The sequence below is a fragment of the Bradyrhizobium sp. AZCC 1678 genome, assembly GCF_036924765.1.
Taxonomy (GTDB): Bacteria; Pseudomonadota; Alphaproteobacteria; order Rhizobiales; family Xanthobacteraceae; genus Bradyrhizobium; species Bradyrhizobium algeriense.
Window position 1 is genome coordinate 349,128 of record NZ_JAZHSE010000001.1, and the last position, 16,332, is coordinate 365,459.

The following is a 16,332-nucleotide window of genomic DNA, read 5'->3' on the forward strand; positions in this document are numbered from 1 at the left end:
ATCCCTGTACTGGCGCTCTTGGCGCAAACCTCCTAGTGGATATTGATCGCAGCCGCTCCACCGGGGCGCAGGTCCTACGAAGGTGGCTCATAGCACGGGTGGGTCAGGCAGCTCCCGGCAGATCGGCCCGTGCAGCCAGTCTACATCAACGACTGGTGCCGAACGCCAGAAGGGTACAGGGTGGGCAAAGCGAAGCGTGCCCACCGACCTACTGGCGTAACTGCGAATGAGATGGTGGGCACGGCGCAAACGCGCCTTTGCCCACCCTACGATTCCAACTTATCCCGTGTCGCCGTCGACGACGGCACCAGCACCGGCTCCAGCGATGGAATCAGCCGCGTGCGTTCGCGGCCCGCGGGGATCGCGCGATAGACCTGCTTGGTCGCCTCCACGATATGGACGCCTGCGAACGGCAGCGACAGCGCGGCGCCAACGCGCTCCCACGCCATCGCGGAGCGCAGGAACCAGCTATTGCCGACCGGCGGCAGGAACAGCGCCTCGCCCCACGAAGCCGGCGTAAACCAGGTCTGCCGCAGCAATTGCGTGATCTGCGCCCGCGAATAGGGCCGGCCGTGACCGAACGGCGTGTTGTCGGTGCGCGTCCACACGCCGCGCCGGTTCGGAATCACCGCGATCAGGCGACCCGACGGGGCCAGCACGCGCCACACCTCGCGCAGCAGGCGCTCCGGATCGTCGGACATCTCCAGCGCGTGGACCAGCAGGATCCGGTCCACCGCGGCGTCCGGCAGCGGCATCGAGAATTCGTCGATCAGGGTCGCCAGCGCGGGACGCGCCGTCGGCCATTTCAACACGCCCTGCGCCGCCGGCATGAAGGCGATGCAGCGCTCGGAATCCTCGCGAAACAGGCCGAGATAGGGCGTCGGATAGCCGAGGCCCAGCACCCGCTGCCCGGCCGCATCGGGCCAGCGTGCCCGGATGCCGCGGTTGATCAACTGCCGCGCCACGATGCCGAGGCGCTGCGAATAGAAATCGCGGAGATCGATGACGTCGATGGTCATGGGCGTAATCTACCACACCGTGTTTCGTTGCGGCGCGCCGAAAATGGCATTGCCGCGTGAGCGTTAACGCCATATTTCTTTGGAATTACTGGGGCGTTGGAAGCCTTAATCACGGAGCTATCATGGCCGCAGAAATTCGCACCTTCACCTGCCTCAACGACAATTTCGGCTATTTGATCCACGATCCCGCGACCAAGGCCACCGCATCGATCGACGCGCCGGAAGCCGCCCCGATCATCAAGGCGCTGGAGCGCGAGGGCTGGACGCTGACGGATATTCTCGTCACCCACCACCATTACGACCATGTCGGCGGCGTCGCCGAACTGAAGCAGAAATATAGTTGCCGGGTCGTCGCCCCCAACGACAAATCCACCAAGATCGCCAATGTCGACCTGCGCGCGGCCCATGGCGACGTGATCAAGGTGGGCAGCCTGCTGGCGCGGGTGCTGGAAACGCCCGGCCATACGCTCGATCATATCTCCTACGTATTCGACACCGAAAAGGCGGTGTTTGCCGCCGACACGTTGTTCTCGATCGGCTGCGGCCGGGTGTTCGAGGGCACCTATCCCATGATGTGGGATTCGCTGTTGAAGCTGCGCGCGCTGCCGGACGATTTCAAACTCTATTGCGGCCATGAGTATACGGCATCGAACGTCAAGTTCGCGCTGACAGTCGACGGCGACAACCCCGCGCTGAAGGCGCGCGCCGAAGAAGTGACGCGGCTGCGTGCGGAAAACAAGCCGACGATCCCGGTGCTGCTGGGCGAGGAAAAGAAAGCCAACGTGTTCCTGCGCGCCGACGAACCGTCGGTGGCGGCGAAGCTGCACATGAAGGGCGCCGGCGCGGCCGAGGTGTTCGGCGAACTCCGCGAACGCAAGAACAAGTCCTGATGGCGCTGCCGCAACAGGCCGCCGAGATCATCGCGCGGCTGGACCTCAAGCCGCATCCGGAAGGCGGGCACTATCGCGAGACGTTTCGCGACGCGAGCGTGGATGCCGACGGACGCTCGCGATCGACCGCGATCTATTTCCTGCTGGCCCGCGGCGAACGCTCGCACTGGCATCGCGTCGATGCCGTGGAGACCTGGCACTACTATGCGGGCAGCGCGCTGACGCTGCGAATCGCGGATGGAAACGGCGAGCGCAGCATCAAACTCGGCGCCGATCTCACGGCCGGCGAAACCCCGCAGGCGGTCGTGCCCGCGCATGCGTGGCAGGCTGCCGAAAGCACCGGCGACTGGACCTTGGTAGGCTGCACCGTGGCTCCCGGATTCGAGTTTGCGAAATTCGAACTGGCGCCGAAGGGGTGGAAGCCAGTGTAAAATTTGTAGGGTGGGCAAAGCGCAGCGTGCCCACCATCAATCTGCACATGTATCTTTGAGGGCACGCTTCGCTTTGCCCACCCTACGGATTCTTCCGCCAAACCATATCCTTTGCGGCGATCAGGCCGCCGCCGGCGATCAGGATCGCGGCGATGGCGATCGTGGCGGTCGGCTGCGCAAAGCCGGCGAGAATCAGAAATGTCGTCGACAGCAATGGCGTCGCGTAGGACGCGGCGCCGAGCACGCGGATATCGCCGCGTTTCATGCCGATGTCCCAGACGAAGAATGCTGCCCCCACGGGGCCGACGCCGAGCGCAATGATTGCCAGCCACTGCCCAACCGTCTCAGGCCACACCGTGGTCTCGACCATGCCATGGACGAGCGCGGCCAGCAGCGCAGTGGCGAGACAGAAGCCCGCCACCGCATCCGTCGGCACCGCCTTGAGCTTGCGCGACATCACCGAGTAGGCCGCCCACACAAAGGCGGCAACGAAGGCTGCGGCCAGGCCCGGAATCTGGCCCGGCGTAAAGCTGCCGGTGTTGCCGGCGAACAGCAGTACCGTTCCGGCCAGACCCAACACGGCGCCGATGATGTGATGCGGTGCCAGCCGCTCGCCTGGCAGCAGCGAGGAGAACAGCACGATCAGGAGTGGCCAGAGATAGTTCAGCAGACCGGCTTCCGCGGGCGGCGCGAAGCGCAGCGCGAGGAAATACAGCGCGTGATAGCCGAACAGGCCGCCGACACCGACGACCCAGGCGATCGGCGGCTGCCTAAGCGCGTTGAAGGCAGAGGGCCGGAACAGGAAGCTGGCGAACGCCACCGCCGCGCCGATCGCAAATGTCATGGCGGCGAGTTGGAACGCGGGAATTTTCCCGGTGGCAACCGTCAGGACCGACAACAGCGACCACATCAGGATCGCGGTCAGTCCGATGAGCGTAGCGGTGCGCGGTGTCATGGGTCCGTCATTGCTGTCGATGTTCACTAATTCGCTGATTGGATCGCGGTGGCCTTGGTAGCGGCGAAGGCCTTGGGAGTTTGCCCTGCCAAGGCCTGATGGGGCCTGTGGTTGTTGTAGTAGATCAGGTACTCGAACAGTTCGTTGGCGAAGTGGTCGAGATTGTCGAAGGTGGCGCCCTCGATGACGTCCTCATCGAGCGTGCGCCAGAAGCGTTCGACCTTGCCGTTGGTCTGCGGCCGATAGGGCCTGGTGTAGCGGTGTTTGATGCCGAGCTCGAGCAGCATGGCCTCGAACGGATGCTCGTCCGGCTTGGTGCGGGCGGCGAACTCGGCGCCGTTGTCGGACAGGATTTCGGTAAAGACGAGCCCGTAGGTGACGTTGAGGGTGTTGATCATTTTCAGGGTCTTGAACATGACCGGCAGCGCCTTCTTGGAGGTCAGGACCTCGGCCCAGGCCAGCCGCGAGCAACTGTCGATCAGGCTGACGATGTAGGCCGTGGCCGGGGGTGGCGCGAGAAACATATCGCGCGGCAATTGATGCAGATCGACGTGGCCGAGCTCTCCGAGCTTGTCCTTGATAATGCGGCGTTTCTCCTCGCGCATCGCCGGCGTGCGGCGGTTCAGCCCATAGCGTGTCAGCACCCGATAGATGGTCGAGGGCGAGGGTATCGTGTCGCGCCGCTCGCGCAAGACGGCATGGATCTCGTAGCGGTTCATACCCTTCTGCCGGCATGCAACGATCTCCGCCTCGATGCCCTCTGGCTCGCGCCGTTCCCGCCATTTGGGTCCACGGCGGCGCGGCAACAAATCTGCCTCATCGCCGCTCTGCAGATAGCGGTTGTAATACTTGCGGAACGTCTGCGAGCAGGTTCCGTGGTGGCGGTAGAAATCCCCAACCCGCTTGAACAGCTTCGACCGGCCCGCCTTTACCGCCTCGTACTCCGGGATCAGGAACCGCCACTTCTGCAGGTAATTGCGTTCAATCGTCCGGTCATAGCTGTTATCGCGCATTGGATCGTCCTCCAGAGGAGCGATCCAATCAGCGAATTAGTGAACATGCACAATTGCGAGCGAAGCGAAGCAATCCATCTTTCTGCTTACATAGCGAAAATGGATTGCCTCGTCGCTAGCGCTCCCTTGCGCAAACGCTTCGCGTTTGTCGCAGGCAATGACGGAAATCAGTCAAACCATGTACTGACCGCCGTTGACCGTCATGGTCGAGCCGGTGATGCCTCCGGCCTCATCGGCGGCGAGGAACACCACCGCGCGGGCGATTTCCTCGGGCTCGCCGAGGCGATTGACCGGGATCAGCGGCAGAATGCTTTTCTCCAGCACCTCCTTCGGCACCGCCTGCACCATTTCGGTGTTAATGTAGCCGGGGCAGATCGCATTCACTGTGATGCCGCCCTTGGCGTTCTCCAGCGCGAGCGCCTTGGTGAAGCCGATGTCGCCGGCCTTGGCCGCGGAATAATTGACCTGGCCGAATTGGCCCTTCTGGCCGTTGATCGAGGAGATGTTGATGACGCGGCCGAATTTGCGGGCGCGCATGCCTTCGATCACCTGGCGCGTCATGTTGAACAGCGAGCCGAGATTGGTGTTGATGACCGCGTTCCACTGATCGAGCGTCATCTTGTGGAAGGCACCGTCCTTGGTGATGCCGGCGTTGTTGATCAGCACGTCGACCGGACCGAGATCGGCTTCGACCTGCTTGACGCCGGCCGCGCACGCATCGAACGAGCTGACGTCCCATTTGTAGACGGGGATACCGGTCTCGGATTTGAATTTTTCTGCGGCGGCGTCGTTGCCGGCGTAGCTCGCCGCCACCGTGTAGCCCGCAGCCTTCAGCGCCTTGCTGATCGCCGCGCCAATGCCTCTCGTCCCCCCCGTAACCAATGCAACACGTGCCATGTCGTAATCCTCCTTGGTGGTCTTCTTTCTATGCCGGAATTGCTCCGGTCTTTTGACGAAACTCAATCTTCAGGTTTTGAAGCGCTCTTGTTTTGCTGCGCCCCTGTTTTCAAGCGCTCTTGTTTTTCAAGCGCTCTTGTTTTTCAGCGCTCCTGGAAACGCTTGCGCAAGATGAAAATGCCCGGCGCGAGACCGGGCATTTCATCTTTACCAATTCGAGCTGCGGTTGCGAGATGATCTTTTCATCATTCAACCAGTCACTCTGCCTTTAGTTCAGTCGCGTGCAATGCACATCGCGATGCCCATGCCGCCGCCGATGCACAGCGTGGCGAGGCCCTTCTTGGCATCGCGCTTCTGCATCTCGTGCAGCAGCGTCACCAGCACGCGCGCGCCTGATGCGCCGACCGGGTGGCCGATCGCGATCGCGCCGCCATTGACGTTGACCTTGCCGGTATCCCAGCCGAGGTCCTTGTTGACCGCGCAGGCCTGCGCCGCAAACGCCTCGTTGGCTTCGACCAGATCGAGATCGCCGACATTCCAGCCAGCCTTCTTCAGCGCGGCGCGCGAGGCCGGGATCGGGCCCGAGCCCATGATCTTGGGATCGACGCCGGCCTGAGCCCAGGACACGATGCGGCCAAGCGGCTTCTTGCCTTCCTTGGCGGCTTGTTTCGCGGTCATCAGCACCACGGCGGCGGCGCCGTCATTGATGCCGGACGCGCTGCCGGCGGTGACGGTGCCATCCTTCTCGAAGGCCGGCTTCAGCTTGGCCATCGCGTCGATGGTCGCGCCATGGCGCGGATATTCGTCGTCGGCAACGATGATATCGCCCTTGCGGGTCTTGATGGTCACCGGAACGATTTCGTCCTTGAACTTGCCGGCCTTCTGCGCGGCCTCGGCCTTGTTCTGCGACGTGACGGCGAACTCGTCCTGCTGGGCGCGGGTGATCTGCCACTGCCGCGCGACGTTCTCCGCGGTGTTGCCCATGTGGTAGCCGTTGAAGGCGTCCCACAGGCCGTCCTTGATCATGGTGTCGACCAGTTCGAGGCCGCCCATCTTGACGCCGCCGCGCAGATATTGCGCGTGCGGGGCCATGCTCATGGATTCCTGGCCGCCGGCGACCACGATTTCGGAATCGCCGTTGAGCAGTGCCTGATAGCCCAGCGCCACCGTGCGCAGACCGCTGCCGCAAAGCTGGTTGACGCCCCAGGCCGGGCTTTCTACCGGAATACCGGCGGCGATCGAAGCCTGGCGGGCCGGGTTCTGGCCCTGGGCTGCCGTCAGTATCTGGCCCATGATGACTTCGGAGACGCGGCCAGGCTCGATGCCGGCCCGCTCAAGCGCGGCCTTGATGGCGACGGCGCCGAGGTCATGGGCAGGCATGGTGGCGAACGCGCCGTTGAAACTGCCGACCGGGGTGCGGGCGGCGCTGACGATGACGACATCGTCTGACATGGACATCTCCTGAGGTTGAGGTTTCTTGTGACGGCGGGCGGCCGGACGGCGTGCCTGTCTCTCGCCTTATCCTCATAACCTCGTTGACCCATGTCAATCGGCGAGGGCCCAAAATCCTGCCGCGGCGCATTCAAATTGATCCACGTGAGGGTTTCCATAGCAGCGTCCATGCCTTGGAATTAACCGTGCCGCACAAAACGGTAGCCGAACGGCATTGAAAATGCTTACTTTGCTGCGTTGCGTTGCTCGTCTGCCCGTCGGCAATGCCGTCGGGTTCCCCGCTCTCGGTGTCGATGTGTGAGCCCATGGCAAAGTCAGATCAACCTACGACCATCAAGAAATACGCCAACCGGCGGCTCTATAATACCGGCACCAGCACCTATGTGACGCTCGAGGATCTCGCGGCGATGGTGAAGGATGGCGAGGATTTTCTCGTCTATGACGCCAAGACCGGCGATGACATCACCCGCTCGGTGCTGGCGCAGATCATCTTCGAACAGGAAAACAAGGCCGGACAGAATCTGTTGCCGACCACTTTCCTGCGGCAGTTGATCCGCTTCTACGGCGACAGCATGCAGATGGTGGTGCCGAAATATCTGGAGCAGTCGATCGACACGCTGACGCGCGAACAGGAAAAATTCCGCAAGCAGCTCACCAACACTTTCAGCGGAACGCCGTTCGCGCCGCTCGAGGAACACGTCCGCCGCAACATGGAATTGTTTCAGCAGACGTTCTCGATGTTCAAGCCGTTCGTGCCGCCGCGCCCCGGCTCAAGCACGACCGAGCCCGAGAAGGTGCCGGAGCCGGCGCCCGACGAAGACAATATCGACGATCTTCGCCGCCAGATGAAGGACATGCAGGAACGCCTCGAGCGCATGTCGAAAGAGCCAAAGAAGGAAGAGTAGTTATCGTCGTCCCTGCGAACGCAGGGACGACAATCTACCCCGCCGCCGGCAGCGCCGCATCTCCCGCCACGGCCCACGGCCGTTCCGGCGAGGCCAGCCCGATCAGGCGGCCCTGGATGTAATCGCAGCCCCATTCGCGCAGCATCACGGCGGCTTCCTCGTCCTGCACCCATTCCGCCACCGTCTTGATCTGCAGGCGGTTGGCCAGATCGATCAGCGTATGCACGAAGGCGCGATCGTCCGCGGAGCGCGCGATGTTCTGCACGAAGGCGCCGTCGATCTTCACGATATCGACGCCGAGCTTGCGCAAATTCCGGAATGAAGTGTAGCCGGCGCCGAAATCGTCGATCGCGATCTGGCTGCCGAAGTTTTTCAGTCGCGTAATGAAGCCCCTGATGTCATCGATATCCTGGATCGCAACCGTTTCGGTGATTTCGACGATCAGCCGCTCACCGGCGCCGGGATGCGCCTGCATCAGCGATTCGATTGAAGTCCACCAGTCCGGATCCATGGTAGTGTCGGGCGAGATGTTGAGGCTGAGCCGCACGTTTGGCGACGCCGCAAGTTCGGCGACCACGAGTTCGAGCACGCGGTGATCGACCAGCCGGATCAGGCCCAATCGCTCGGCGACCGGAACGATATCAGGCGCCAGCAACGCCTGCCCGTCCGACTGCTCCATCCGCACCAGGCACTCGTAGAACGCCGGCTGCCGCGAGCGCGCTTCGACCACCGGCTCGAACGCCGTGACGATGCGGCGCTCGTTCAGCGCCGTGACGATCTCGTCGGTGACGCGGATGTTGACGCGGCGCTGGGCATCGCGTTCGACATTCGGACGCCACAGCGAGAACGATCCGGCGCGGCGGCGCTTGGCGCCATCGAGTGTTTCCTGGGCGCGGGTGATGGCCTCATCGGCAGTGCGGGCGTAGCGCGGGATGCTGATCGCACCGATCGAGGCCGTCACCGAGACCGGGCCGGATTTCGTCGGGATCACCTCGTCGCGGATTCCTGCCAGGAAGCGCTCGGCCGCGGTATTGGTGTCATCGACCGTGCAGTTCCTCAAGACCAGCCCGAACTTGTTACCGGAGAACCGGCCGAGCACATCGCCGCCACGCAGCTTGGCGCGGATGCGTTTTCCGACTTCGGCGATCACGGCGTCCGCTACATCGAAGCCAAAGGCGTCGTTGACGCGTGCCAGATGATCGATGCCGATCAGCATGAAAGCGGAGGACGATCGGAAACGCATGGTTTCTTCGATCGACTCCGCAAGTGAGGCGACGAGATGCGTGCGATTGAGTTCACCGGTCAGCGGGTCGTGCCTCGACAGCCGCATGAGCTGTTCGTCGCGGGCGTGGCGCTCGTTATTGATACGGACGATACCTTGCGCGCGCACCGGCTTGCCGTCGGGCCCGGCAAACCAGCAACCGGTCTCCTCGATCCAGATCACGGGCGCCGAGGCCGCGGCCCGTACGCCATATTCGATCCGGTAGGCGACCCCTTCTTCGCCAGTCCGCGCCGGCCCCGATTGAGCAAGCGCCTCGCTGCGGATCGAACCGGAGGGCTCGATCAGCCTGGCGAAGCCGGAACCGCTGGCCAGCGCCTCCGGTGGAATATCGGTGAAGACCGCACCGGCATTGTCGCTCCAGGCGATGGTGTCGGCCGCCAGGTCCCAGACGAAAGCAGCCTGCCCGAGCGAGGCAAGGATGCTGGCGGCTTGCGGGACATGGGGCATCGGGTCGCCTCAATTCGGGACACCAGCGGGGTGATTCCCAACATCCTGAGGATAGTGGGTCTTTCGAATCGCAGGCTAGGCCAAGTTCATAAATAATCCGGAAACCACGTTTCGCAGACTTTCCGGACCCGGCGGGAACGAACCGGAAGGAAGCGGCATAGGCCTTGCGAGGTCAGATCGCAGGTGGGGCGTAACGTCCCAAAACGTGACAGTTTAACCGGGTTTTCGGTGCGCGATGCTGGATATCGATCGATCAGACGAAATTTCGGACGGCGAGTTCGTCAACCTCGACGAGCCGGCCCGCGGCGAGCTGGTGCCGGTGACCCAGTCCGTGCAGTTTTCGTCGAGACCGGCGCCACGGCCCGATCCAACCTTCGTCGCGCAGCTGATCGCGACTGCCGACCGGGCGCCGCAGACCCGCAGCCTGAGGCGGGCTTCGCTGGCGGATGCGCAGACAGCCTACGGTGCCAGCCAGATCCGGCGTTGCGGCACCGGCTTCCGGACCCGGCAAACCATCTAGCTTTTTGTTTTGACGCGTTTTCTTGACGCGAACCGGGATCCACCCACGGATCAAGTCCGAGGGCATGCTTGCGCTCGAAAACGCTATGGATCAGCGCTGAGGCGTGTCGGGCTTATCCGGCGGTGGTGGAAAGCCTGGGCCCGGCTGCAGTCCCGGTGACGGGACCTCCGGCGACTGGACTTCCGGCGACGAGACTTCCGGTGACGCGACTTCCGATGAATGGACTTCCGGAGACGGCGTTTTCGGCGGGGCCGCCTCGGGCGCGGCGGCGGGCTGCACCGGCTTCGGCTCGGCGAGGTCCTTCAACACGGATTCGGCAACAGAGACTGCCGGCGGCACCGATGGCGCAGCAGACGCAGGTGCGGCAGCCGGCGCGGGGTCGAGCTTGGGCTCGGCCGCCGGTGTCTCGACTTTTTCGGCAGCTTTTGGCGGAGGTTCGGTGGCTTTTGGCTGAGGCGCAGGAGCAGGCGCCGCCGCTACCGCAACTGCCCGGCGTCGCGTTCGCAATGCGAGGCCGGAGAGGAAATCCACCAGCGCCAGCACCGTCAGCAGGAAATAGGTCGACGTGCCGAACTTCGGCCACAGCACGAATTCGGCCGCCGCTGCCCCGAACACGATCAGCGACAGCAGATGGTCGGTGAGGTATTTCGCGCCGGGGCGCGCGCCCTTGATGACTTCGGCAAGCAGCAGCAGGATGGCGAGCGTAAGCAGTACGTCGCTCAGCGTCACCGTCCATTCCGCCCCCGACATCAACGTCAGCTTCAGATCCAGCGGCTCGGTGAACGATACGCCGGGCATCAGGAAGACGATGATGTTGTAGATCGCGAGCGGAATCAGAAGCAGCGGAAAACCGACCATGGGTATCGCGCCTTCCTAGGAATACCGGATTGTCCCCGGGCAATCGCTTCGCCCAATGGAACCGTTGGCCCACTCGTTGGCCAAATTCGGGCAGACGCCGCCAAAAGCGGCGCCTTATCCCCGAATCCGATCAGGATTCCTTCTTTTTCAGCACCTGCCGGCCCTTGTACATGCCGGTCTTGAGGTCGAGGTGGTGCGGCCGGCGCAGCTCGCCGGAATCCTTGTCCTCGGCATAGGTCGGCTTCTTCAGCGCGTCCGCCGAGCGGCGCATGCCACGCCGCGAGGGCGATGTTTTTCTTCTGGGAACGGCCATAACGGTCCTCTAGGGGTGTTGTCGGAGGCATCGTCCGAAACGGACGACCCAGCGCTGCGCGCACGGGCTGCGATGCCGATAAGGCCGCGCTTATAGAGGATGGGATGGCGTAAAGCTAGGCCGGCTTGCGGTTAAAGGGACTGAAAATTGGCTCAAAAAGCACGATTTTCGGTCCAGCAGCGGGGCACGGCGTTGGCCCGGGCCATATAGGTCCCGGCCAGACGGCGTACCCCAGGGCCGGGATTGCGGGCGCTGCGCCTGGCGGGATTGGGCAGGATCGCCGCCAGCAGGGCAGCCTCGCGCGCGGAAAGCGTGGCCGCCGAATGGCCGAACGCGTACATTGACCCCGCCTCGGCCCCGAACTGCCCTGATGGCCCGAGCTCGGCGATGTTGAGGTAGATTTCCAGGATCCGCTGCTTGGGCAGCACCAGATCGATCCACATCGCAAGCGGCAGTTCCAGCGCCTTGCGGACCACGCTGCGGCCCGGCCACAGGAACAGGTTTTTCGCCACCTGCTGGGTGATGGTCGAACCGCCACGGGCAGGCTCGCCATCCTCGGCATCGTCGATCGCGTCCTGCAGCGCGTCCCAATCGACCCCACGATGGCTGCAGAATCTGGCATCTTCGGAGCCCACCACCGAGCGCGGCAGTGCGGGCGAAATCGCTTTGAAATCGACCCATTGCCGGGACACCGGCGCGCCCTTGAGCCAGCGCCAGGCCATCAGCACCGACACCGGATGGCCGGTTCGGTAGAACGGCGTCACGAGATAGGGCAGCAACAGCACCGCGAGCAGGATCAGCAGCAAAATTCGGACAATGCGCAAATTGGACGCTTCCGGTTTAGCCCAGGCCGGCCCGGGGCCGATGAATTGGCCCCACCCACGTGACATCTCCATGATATTTCGTGCGTTTTCCAGCGCTTTTGTGACCGGGATCATGGAATTGACGAAGCCCTTGCCATCAACGATTGTCCGGCCAAATTGATCTGGAGCTATTCTTAATGACCCCCGCTACTGCCGATTTTTCCAAACGCCTGGACCAGACCGCGGACGATACCGAAGCCCTGCTGGCGAAGCTGCTGTCCGATACGCTGCTGCCCGACGAGATCGTGCGGCCGAAGCGGCTGATGGACGCGATGCGCTATTCCAGCCTCAACGGCGGAAAGCGGCTGCGCCCTTTTCTGGTGGTCGAAAGTTCGGCCGTGTTCGGCGTCCCGCGCGAAGCCGCCCTTTTGGTCGGCGCCGCCCTGGAATGCATCCACTGCTATTCCCTGATCCACGACGACCTGCCGGCAATGGACAACAGCGACCTGCGCCGCGGCCGGCCCACGCTGCACAAGAAGACCGACGACGCCACCGCGATCCTCGCCGGCGACGGTCTGTTGACGCTGGCGTTCGACATTGTCACCCGCGATGAGATCCACAACGACGCCACGGTACGCCTGCTCCTGACGCGAGCGCTGGCGCGCGCCTCCGGCATTGGCGGCATGGTCGGCGGCCAGATCCTGGACCTCGCCGGAGAGGGGCGGTTCGGCGACCGCGAGCCGGTCGACGTGGCGCGGCTGCAGCAGATGAAGACCGGCGCGCTGTTGCGCTATGGGTGCATCGCCGGCGCGATCCTCGGCCAGTCCACTCCGAGCGAGTATCAGGCGCTCGACGATTACGGCCGCGCGCTCGGCGAGGCCTTCCAGATCGCCGACGACCTGCTCGACGTCGAGGGCGACGCGGCGGCCCTCGGCAAGCAGACCGGGCAGGATGCGGCGCTCGGCAAGACCACCTTCGTCACCCAGCTCGGCATCGACGGCGCCAAGCAGCGCGTGCGCGACCTGCTGGCGCGCGCCGATTCAGCACTTTCGATCTTCGGGACAAAGGGCGACACATTGCGGGCAGCCGCGCGCTTCGTCGCGGAGCGCAAGAGCTAGAGCATGATCCGGAAAAGTGGGTACCGGTTTTCCCTCGCGACAAACGCGGAACGCGTTTGCGCGGAGATCATGCTCAAAACAAAATGATAGAGAGGGATGACGCTTCGAAGAAGAGTTATCCCTCTCTATCGCAATAAGGGCAGCGGATGAGCAGGGAATTCGAAGAACACCTTGTTCGGTTCCGCAACCTGCCGCTGCCGGTCCGCGTGGTCTATGGCAGGCCGCGCACCTTCATCGCGCTCGCCGTCGGCGTCATCGCGTTCTTCCTGCTGCCCGGCACGCTGCGGCTGCCGACGCGGCTTGTCGTGGGATGGGACGTCTTCGCCGCACTGTACCTCGTGCTCGCCTACATCATGATGCTGCGCTGTGACGTCGGCCATATCCGCCGCAGCGCGGTGATGCAGGACGACGGGCGCTTCGTGATGCTGCTGGTCACCGCGCTCGGCGCCTTTGCGAGCCTTGCCGCGATCGTGTTCGAGCTTGGCGCCTTGAAGGGCAACCCGGCCGGGCTGATCCTGGCCACGGTGACGATCGTACTGTCATGGGCCACCGTTCACACCGCCTTCTCGCTGCACTACGCGCACGAGTTTTACCGCGGCAGCGAGCCGGGCGGCCTGCAGTTTCCGGGCGGCGACGCGCATGCCGAGGCTGATTACTGGGACTTCGTCTACTTCTCGTTCGTGATCGGCATGACCGCGCAGGTCTCCGACGTCGGCATCACCGACAGGGTCATCCGCCGCACCGCGACCGTACACGGCATCATCTCGTTCGTGTTCAACACGGCGCTGCTGGCGCTGATGGTGAATATCGCGGCGAGCGCGATCTAGTCCCCGTCGCCCCGGCGCCTTGAATCTGGCCCCGGCCTCCTGCCGTGAGGAGCCGGGGCCGTAGCGTGTTAACACGCGGCTGTGGCTACGGGCACACGCCCGACATGATGGCCCCGTAGGAGTGGCAACCCACCTGACGTTCCTGGCCGGTAAGCGGCCGGCCTGTAGATGAGTACCCTGCACCGGTCGGTCCCTGAGAACGCCTGACAATGACTTGCCTCGGTTCCCGAGCTTGCCTTGCTTCGGGAACGCGCCGTGATTCCGGCCTGTCGCGCGTTGCCACCGGCTTTTTGGCGCGACGCGGCTCGCATTCATTATCATCGTTGAGGAACGAGCCCTCGGCACAGGTGATTTTCGTGCAGCGCTCGCCGTCGACCTTGTAGCCGTGTTCGCAGACCAGCGGGCACACCCGTGACGACTTCAGCTTGATCGTATCGAGCGTATCGATGCTGGCGACCTTGGTATCGAGCTTGGTCCCGGCGTAGCGGTTGAACAGCGTCAGCGATCGCTGCGAGACGCTGTTCCAGTTGCCATCGGCATTGCCGGCCAGGCAGCCGACGCGGCGCAGTTCGGCCTGCACCGATTTGGTGACGTCGGCTTGCGGCGGCCCCGCGGCGAGGGCAGCAACGTTCACCGCCTTGTCCTTGTCAGCGGGCGCCGGAGCGGACGTCTTGTCGGCGGTAGCGCTTTCGGCAGCGACACGCTTCTGTTCGGCCGCGGCCGCCTGTTCCTGCGCCAATTGCTTGGCCTTTTCGGCCGCGACGCGCGCCTGCTCGGCAGCCTTGGCTTCGGCCTCGGCCTTTGCCTGCTGCGACTTCTGGGCGCCCTCGGCGGCGAGCCGCGCCCGCTCCTGTTCGGCCAGCCGCGCTTTTTCAGTCGCCGCGACGCGGGTTTCCTCGGCGGCGATCTTGTCGAGCTGAAGCTTGGCAAGGCTGGCATAGAAGCCATCGGGATATTGCGCGAGGAAGGCGTTGAGCGCGCTCTTGTTGCCTATCTGCAGCGCGAGTTCGTAATCGCGGCGGGCCTCGGCCTGCGCGCTCTGGGCGGGCGTCGGAGCGGCCGCCGCCGCGGGCGCCTGACGGGGCGCCGGTACCAGCGGCACGTCGTCACCGCCGAGCGAACCATACACAAAGGGTTCCTGCCGGTTGTTGGTGGTCTTGAGCACCTCGTCGCGCACGAAGCCGAAGGCGCGGCGCACGTCGAGCCCGGGCTTCGTCAAATGGTGCGACAGCGCCGCCGTGAACGGGCTGTTCTTGCCGTCGCCATCGGCCGCGGTGGACCCGGCCTTCGCCGAATAGGCGATCAGAACGTTCGGGCTGGTCGGCTCGACCTTGGCCAGGCCCTGCCCGATCGCGCGCGAAGCGACCGTGCGCTTCATGGTCCGGGAGAACGGATTGTCGCGGCAGGCGTCGAGAATCACCAACCGCAGTTTCTTGGCCGGCTCGATCGCGATCAGAATGCGGTCGAGCGAGAGGCCTTCGTCGTAGATGTCGGTGTCGCGTTCCAGCCGCGCATCGACGGGGATCAGGTAGTTCGCGCCGTCCACCTCGATGCCGTGGCCGGCATAATAGACCACCGCGATATCGGCATCGCGCGCGCGGTCGGCGAAGTCGCGCAACGCGCGACGGGTTTCGGCTGCGGCCATGTCCCGGCGGGAATCGACGACGTCGAAGCCGGCGTCTTTCAGCGTCGCCGCGATCCTGGCGCTGTCGTTAACCGGATTGGCCAGCGGTGCGACATTCTGGTAGTTGGAATTGCCGAGCACCAGCGCCACGCGCTTTTCGGCAAACGCCGGCCCGCTCACCAGCAGGAAGGTGGCGGCTGCAAGTGCCCATCGGCACAACTTTTGCGATCCAGACATCATCATGACTCCTCCGGAGCCTCGTACTTTTTTACCACACCGGCCTGCCTATCAGAAGCCACAGCCCGGCTTTGTGAGTTAAGTCACGAACCACGCCAACGTGAATCGCGCCCTCGCCTTATCGTTAGTCGGGCCAGCGCCCCGTCGGTTCGGCCATGGCCGATCACCTTTTCCGCCGGGTTCCCGTCCAGGTATAAACCTCCGGCGACGAGCATGTATTCCCGGAGCAGCGTGAGCCGCTCAACGCGGCTCGACATGCTCCCGGTATTGCGGCAGGTCATCCGTGATCGCAAACCACGATGCCTTGGAGCCGACAAAAATGTGAGCGGTCGGGCGGATCGAGGGATCATCGACCAGCGTGCCCATGGCGACATGGACGAAAGCGCCTTCACGCACCACCGAATAGAGCAGCGAGCCGCATTTCCGGCAATGCGCGTCGTGGCCGGCCTCGTCGCCATAGATCATGAGATCGTCCTCACCCGTGGTGACTTTGAATTTGTCGCGCGCGATGCCGGCGAACGGCTTGAACGCCGCACCGGTGGTGCGCCGGCAATTCGAGCAATGGCAGTTCAAGGCGTAGCCGAATTCGTCAGCCACGGCATAGCTGACCGCGCGGCAAAAGCATTCTCCGGCAAGAATGCGAGCATTCGATTTTGCTGAACCCGCCACCTGCAACTCCTCGCAACCGTGATGAGGTCAGCCTAGCGCAATGAAGCGGTTCGTGGCTTAATTCAAGTCGAA

At 63.7% G+C, this 16,332-nt stretch carries 17 protein-coding genes; 6 read left to right on the forward strand and 11 right to left on the reverse strand.

What is annotated here, in order from left to right:
* Positions 1 to 266 precede the first annotated feature (266 nt).
* Entirely contained in the window at positions 267 to 1,019 is a 753-nt protein-coding gene (locus tag V1294_RS01730) for a methyltransferase domain-containing protein (protein WP_334494767.1), read from the reverse strand.
* Between the two features lie 122 nt (positions 1,020 to 1,141).
* Here V1294_RS01730 and gloB point away from each other — a divergent pair, with 122 nt between their 5' ends.
* Complete coding sequence (gene gloB / locus V1294_RS01735; RefSeq protein ID WP_334494769.1) at positions 1,142 to 1,909, forward strand: hydroxyacylglutathione hydrolase; 768 nt, start codon at positions 1,142 to 1,144, stop codon at positions 1,907 to 1,909.
* Positions 1,909 to 2,340: a cupin domain-containing protein gene (locus V1294_RS01740; RefSeq protein WP_417021207.1), complete on the forward strand. Its 432-nt coding sequence runs from the start codon at positions 1,909 to 1,911 to the stop codon at positions 2,338 to 2,340. The genes gloB and V1294_RS01740 overlap by 1 nt, the downstream gene beginning before the upstream one ends.
* Positions 2,341 to 2,422: 82 nt before the next feature.
* Here V1294_RS01740 and yddG read toward each other — a convergent pair whose 3' ends face one another.
* The 4 genes from yddG to V1294_RS01760 form a co-directional block, all read right to left on the reverse strand.
* On the reverse strand, positions 2,423 to 3,295 hold the full coding sequence (gene yddG, locus V1294_RS01745; protein ID WP_334494771.1) for an aromatic amino acid exporter YddG: 873 nt from the start codon (positions 3,293 to 3,295) through the stop codon (positions 2,423 to 2,425).
* Between the two features lie 26 nt (positions 3,296 to 3,321).
* Positions 3,322 to 4,308 (reverse strand): IS481 family transposase, encoded by a 987-nt coding sequence (locus V1294_RS01750; RefSeq protein WP_334494773.1) that lies wholly within the window; start codon positions 4,306 to 4,308, stop codon positions 3,322 to 3,324.
* Positions 4,309 to 4,479: 171 nt separating this feature from the next.
* On the reverse strand, positions 4,480 to 5,205 hold the full coding sequence (phbB, locus tag V1294_RS01755; RefSeq protein ID WP_108512500.1) for an acetoacetyl-CoA reductase: 726 nt from the start codon (positions 5,203 to 5,205) through the stop codon (positions 4,480 to 4,482).
* A 273-nt stretch (positions 5,206 to 5,478) separates the two neighbouring features.
* Positions 5,479 to 6,657 (reverse strand): acetyl-CoA C-acetyltransferase, encoded by a 1,179-nt coding sequence (locus V1294_RS01760; protein WP_334487050.1) that lies wholly within the window; start codon positions 6,655 to 6,657, stop codon positions 5,479 to 5,481.
* 305 nt (positions 6,658 to 6,962) lie between these two features.
* Between V1294_RS01760 and phaR the strand changes: the two genes are divergently transcribed.
* On the forward strand, positions 6,963 to 7,562 hold the full coding sequence (phaR, locus tag V1294_RS01765; RefSeq protein ID WP_108512502.1) for a polyhydroxyalkanoate synthesis repressor PhaR: 600 nt from the start codon (positions 6,963 to 6,965) through the stop codon (positions 7,560 to 7,562).
* A gap of 34 nt (positions 7,563 to 7,596) precedes the next feature.
* On the opposite strand, the gene V1294_RS01770 is transcribed toward phaR, so the two are convergent.
* Entirely contained in the window at positions 7,597 to 9,291 is a 1,695-nt protein-coding gene (locus V1294_RS01770) for a bifunctional diguanylate cyclase/phosphodiesterase (protein WP_334494774.1), read from the reverse strand.
* A gap of 235 nt (positions 9,292 to 9,526) precedes the next feature.
* On the opposite strand from V1294_RS01770, the gene V1294_RS01775 reads away from it, so the two are divergent.
* A complete protein-coding gene (locus V1294_RS01775) occupies positions 9,527 to 9,811 on the forward strand; it encodes a hypothetical protein (protein WP_334494775.1) in 285 nt (94 codons plus the stop codon).
* 90 nt (positions 9,812 to 9,901) lie between these two features.
* Here V1294_RS01775 and V1294_RS01780 read toward each other — a convergent pair whose 3' ends face one another.
* The 3 genes from V1294_RS01780 to mtgA form a co-directional block, all read right to left on the reverse strand.
* Positions 9,902 to 10,669 (reverse strand): hypothetical protein, encoded by a 768-nt coding sequence (locus V1294_RS01780; RefSeq protein WP_334494776.1) that lies wholly within the window; start codon positions 10,667 to 10,669, stop codon positions 9,902 to 9,904.
* Positions 10,670 to 10,799: 130 nt separating this feature from the next.
* Entirely contained in the window at positions 10,800 to 10,982 is a 183-nt protein-coding gene (gene rpmF, locus V1294_RS01785; RefSeq protein ID WP_028347701.1) for a 50S ribosomal protein L32, read from the reverse strand.
* A gap of 152 nt (positions 10,983 to 11,134) precedes the next feature.
* Positions 11,135 to 11,806 (reverse strand): monofunctional biosynthetic peptidoglycan transglycosylase, encoded by a 672-nt coding sequence (gene mtgA / locus V1294_RS01790; protein WP_334504454.1) that lies wholly within the window; start codon positions 11,804 to 11,806, stop codon positions 11,135 to 11,137.
* Positions 11,807 to 11,982: 176 nt separating this feature from the next.
* Between mtgA and V1294_RS01795 the strand changes: the two genes are divergently transcribed.
* Both V1294_RS01795 and V1294_RS01800 read left to right on the forward strand, forming a co-directional pair.
* Complete coding sequence (locus V1294_RS01795) at positions 11,983 to 12,903, forward strand: polyprenyl synthetase family protein (protein WP_334494778.1); 921 nt, start codon at positions 11,983 to 11,985, stop codon at positions 12,901 to 12,903.
* Positions 12,904 to 13,049: 146 nt separating this feature from the next.
* Positions 13,050 to 13,730, forward strand: a complete 681-nt coding sequence (locus V1294_RS01800; RefSeq protein WP_334494779.1) for a DUF1345 domain-containing protein — start codon at positions 13,050 to 13,052, stop codon at positions 13,728 to 13,730.
* Between the two features lie 85 nt (positions 13,731 to 13,815).
* Here the strand turns inward: V1294_RS01800 and V1294_RS01805 are convergent, their stop codons facing one another.
* Together V1294_RS01805 and V1294_RS01810 are read right to left on the reverse strand one after the other, a co-directional pair.
* On the reverse strand, positions 13,816 to 15,591 hold the full coding sequence (locus tag V1294_RS01805) for a caspase family protein (RefSeq protein WP_334494781.1): 1,776 nt from the start codon (positions 15,589 to 15,591) through the stop codon (positions 13,816 to 13,818).
* Between the two features lie 240 nt (positions 15,592 to 15,831).
* The gene (locus tag V1294_RS01810; protein WP_334494783.1) at positions 15,832 to 16,260 is read right to left on the reverse strand and encodes a GFA family protein; all 429 of its coding nucleotides are present in this window, start codon (positions 16,258 to 16,260) and stop codon (positions 15,832 to 15,834) included.
* Between the last annotated feature and the right edge of the window lie 72 nt (positions 16,261 to 16,332).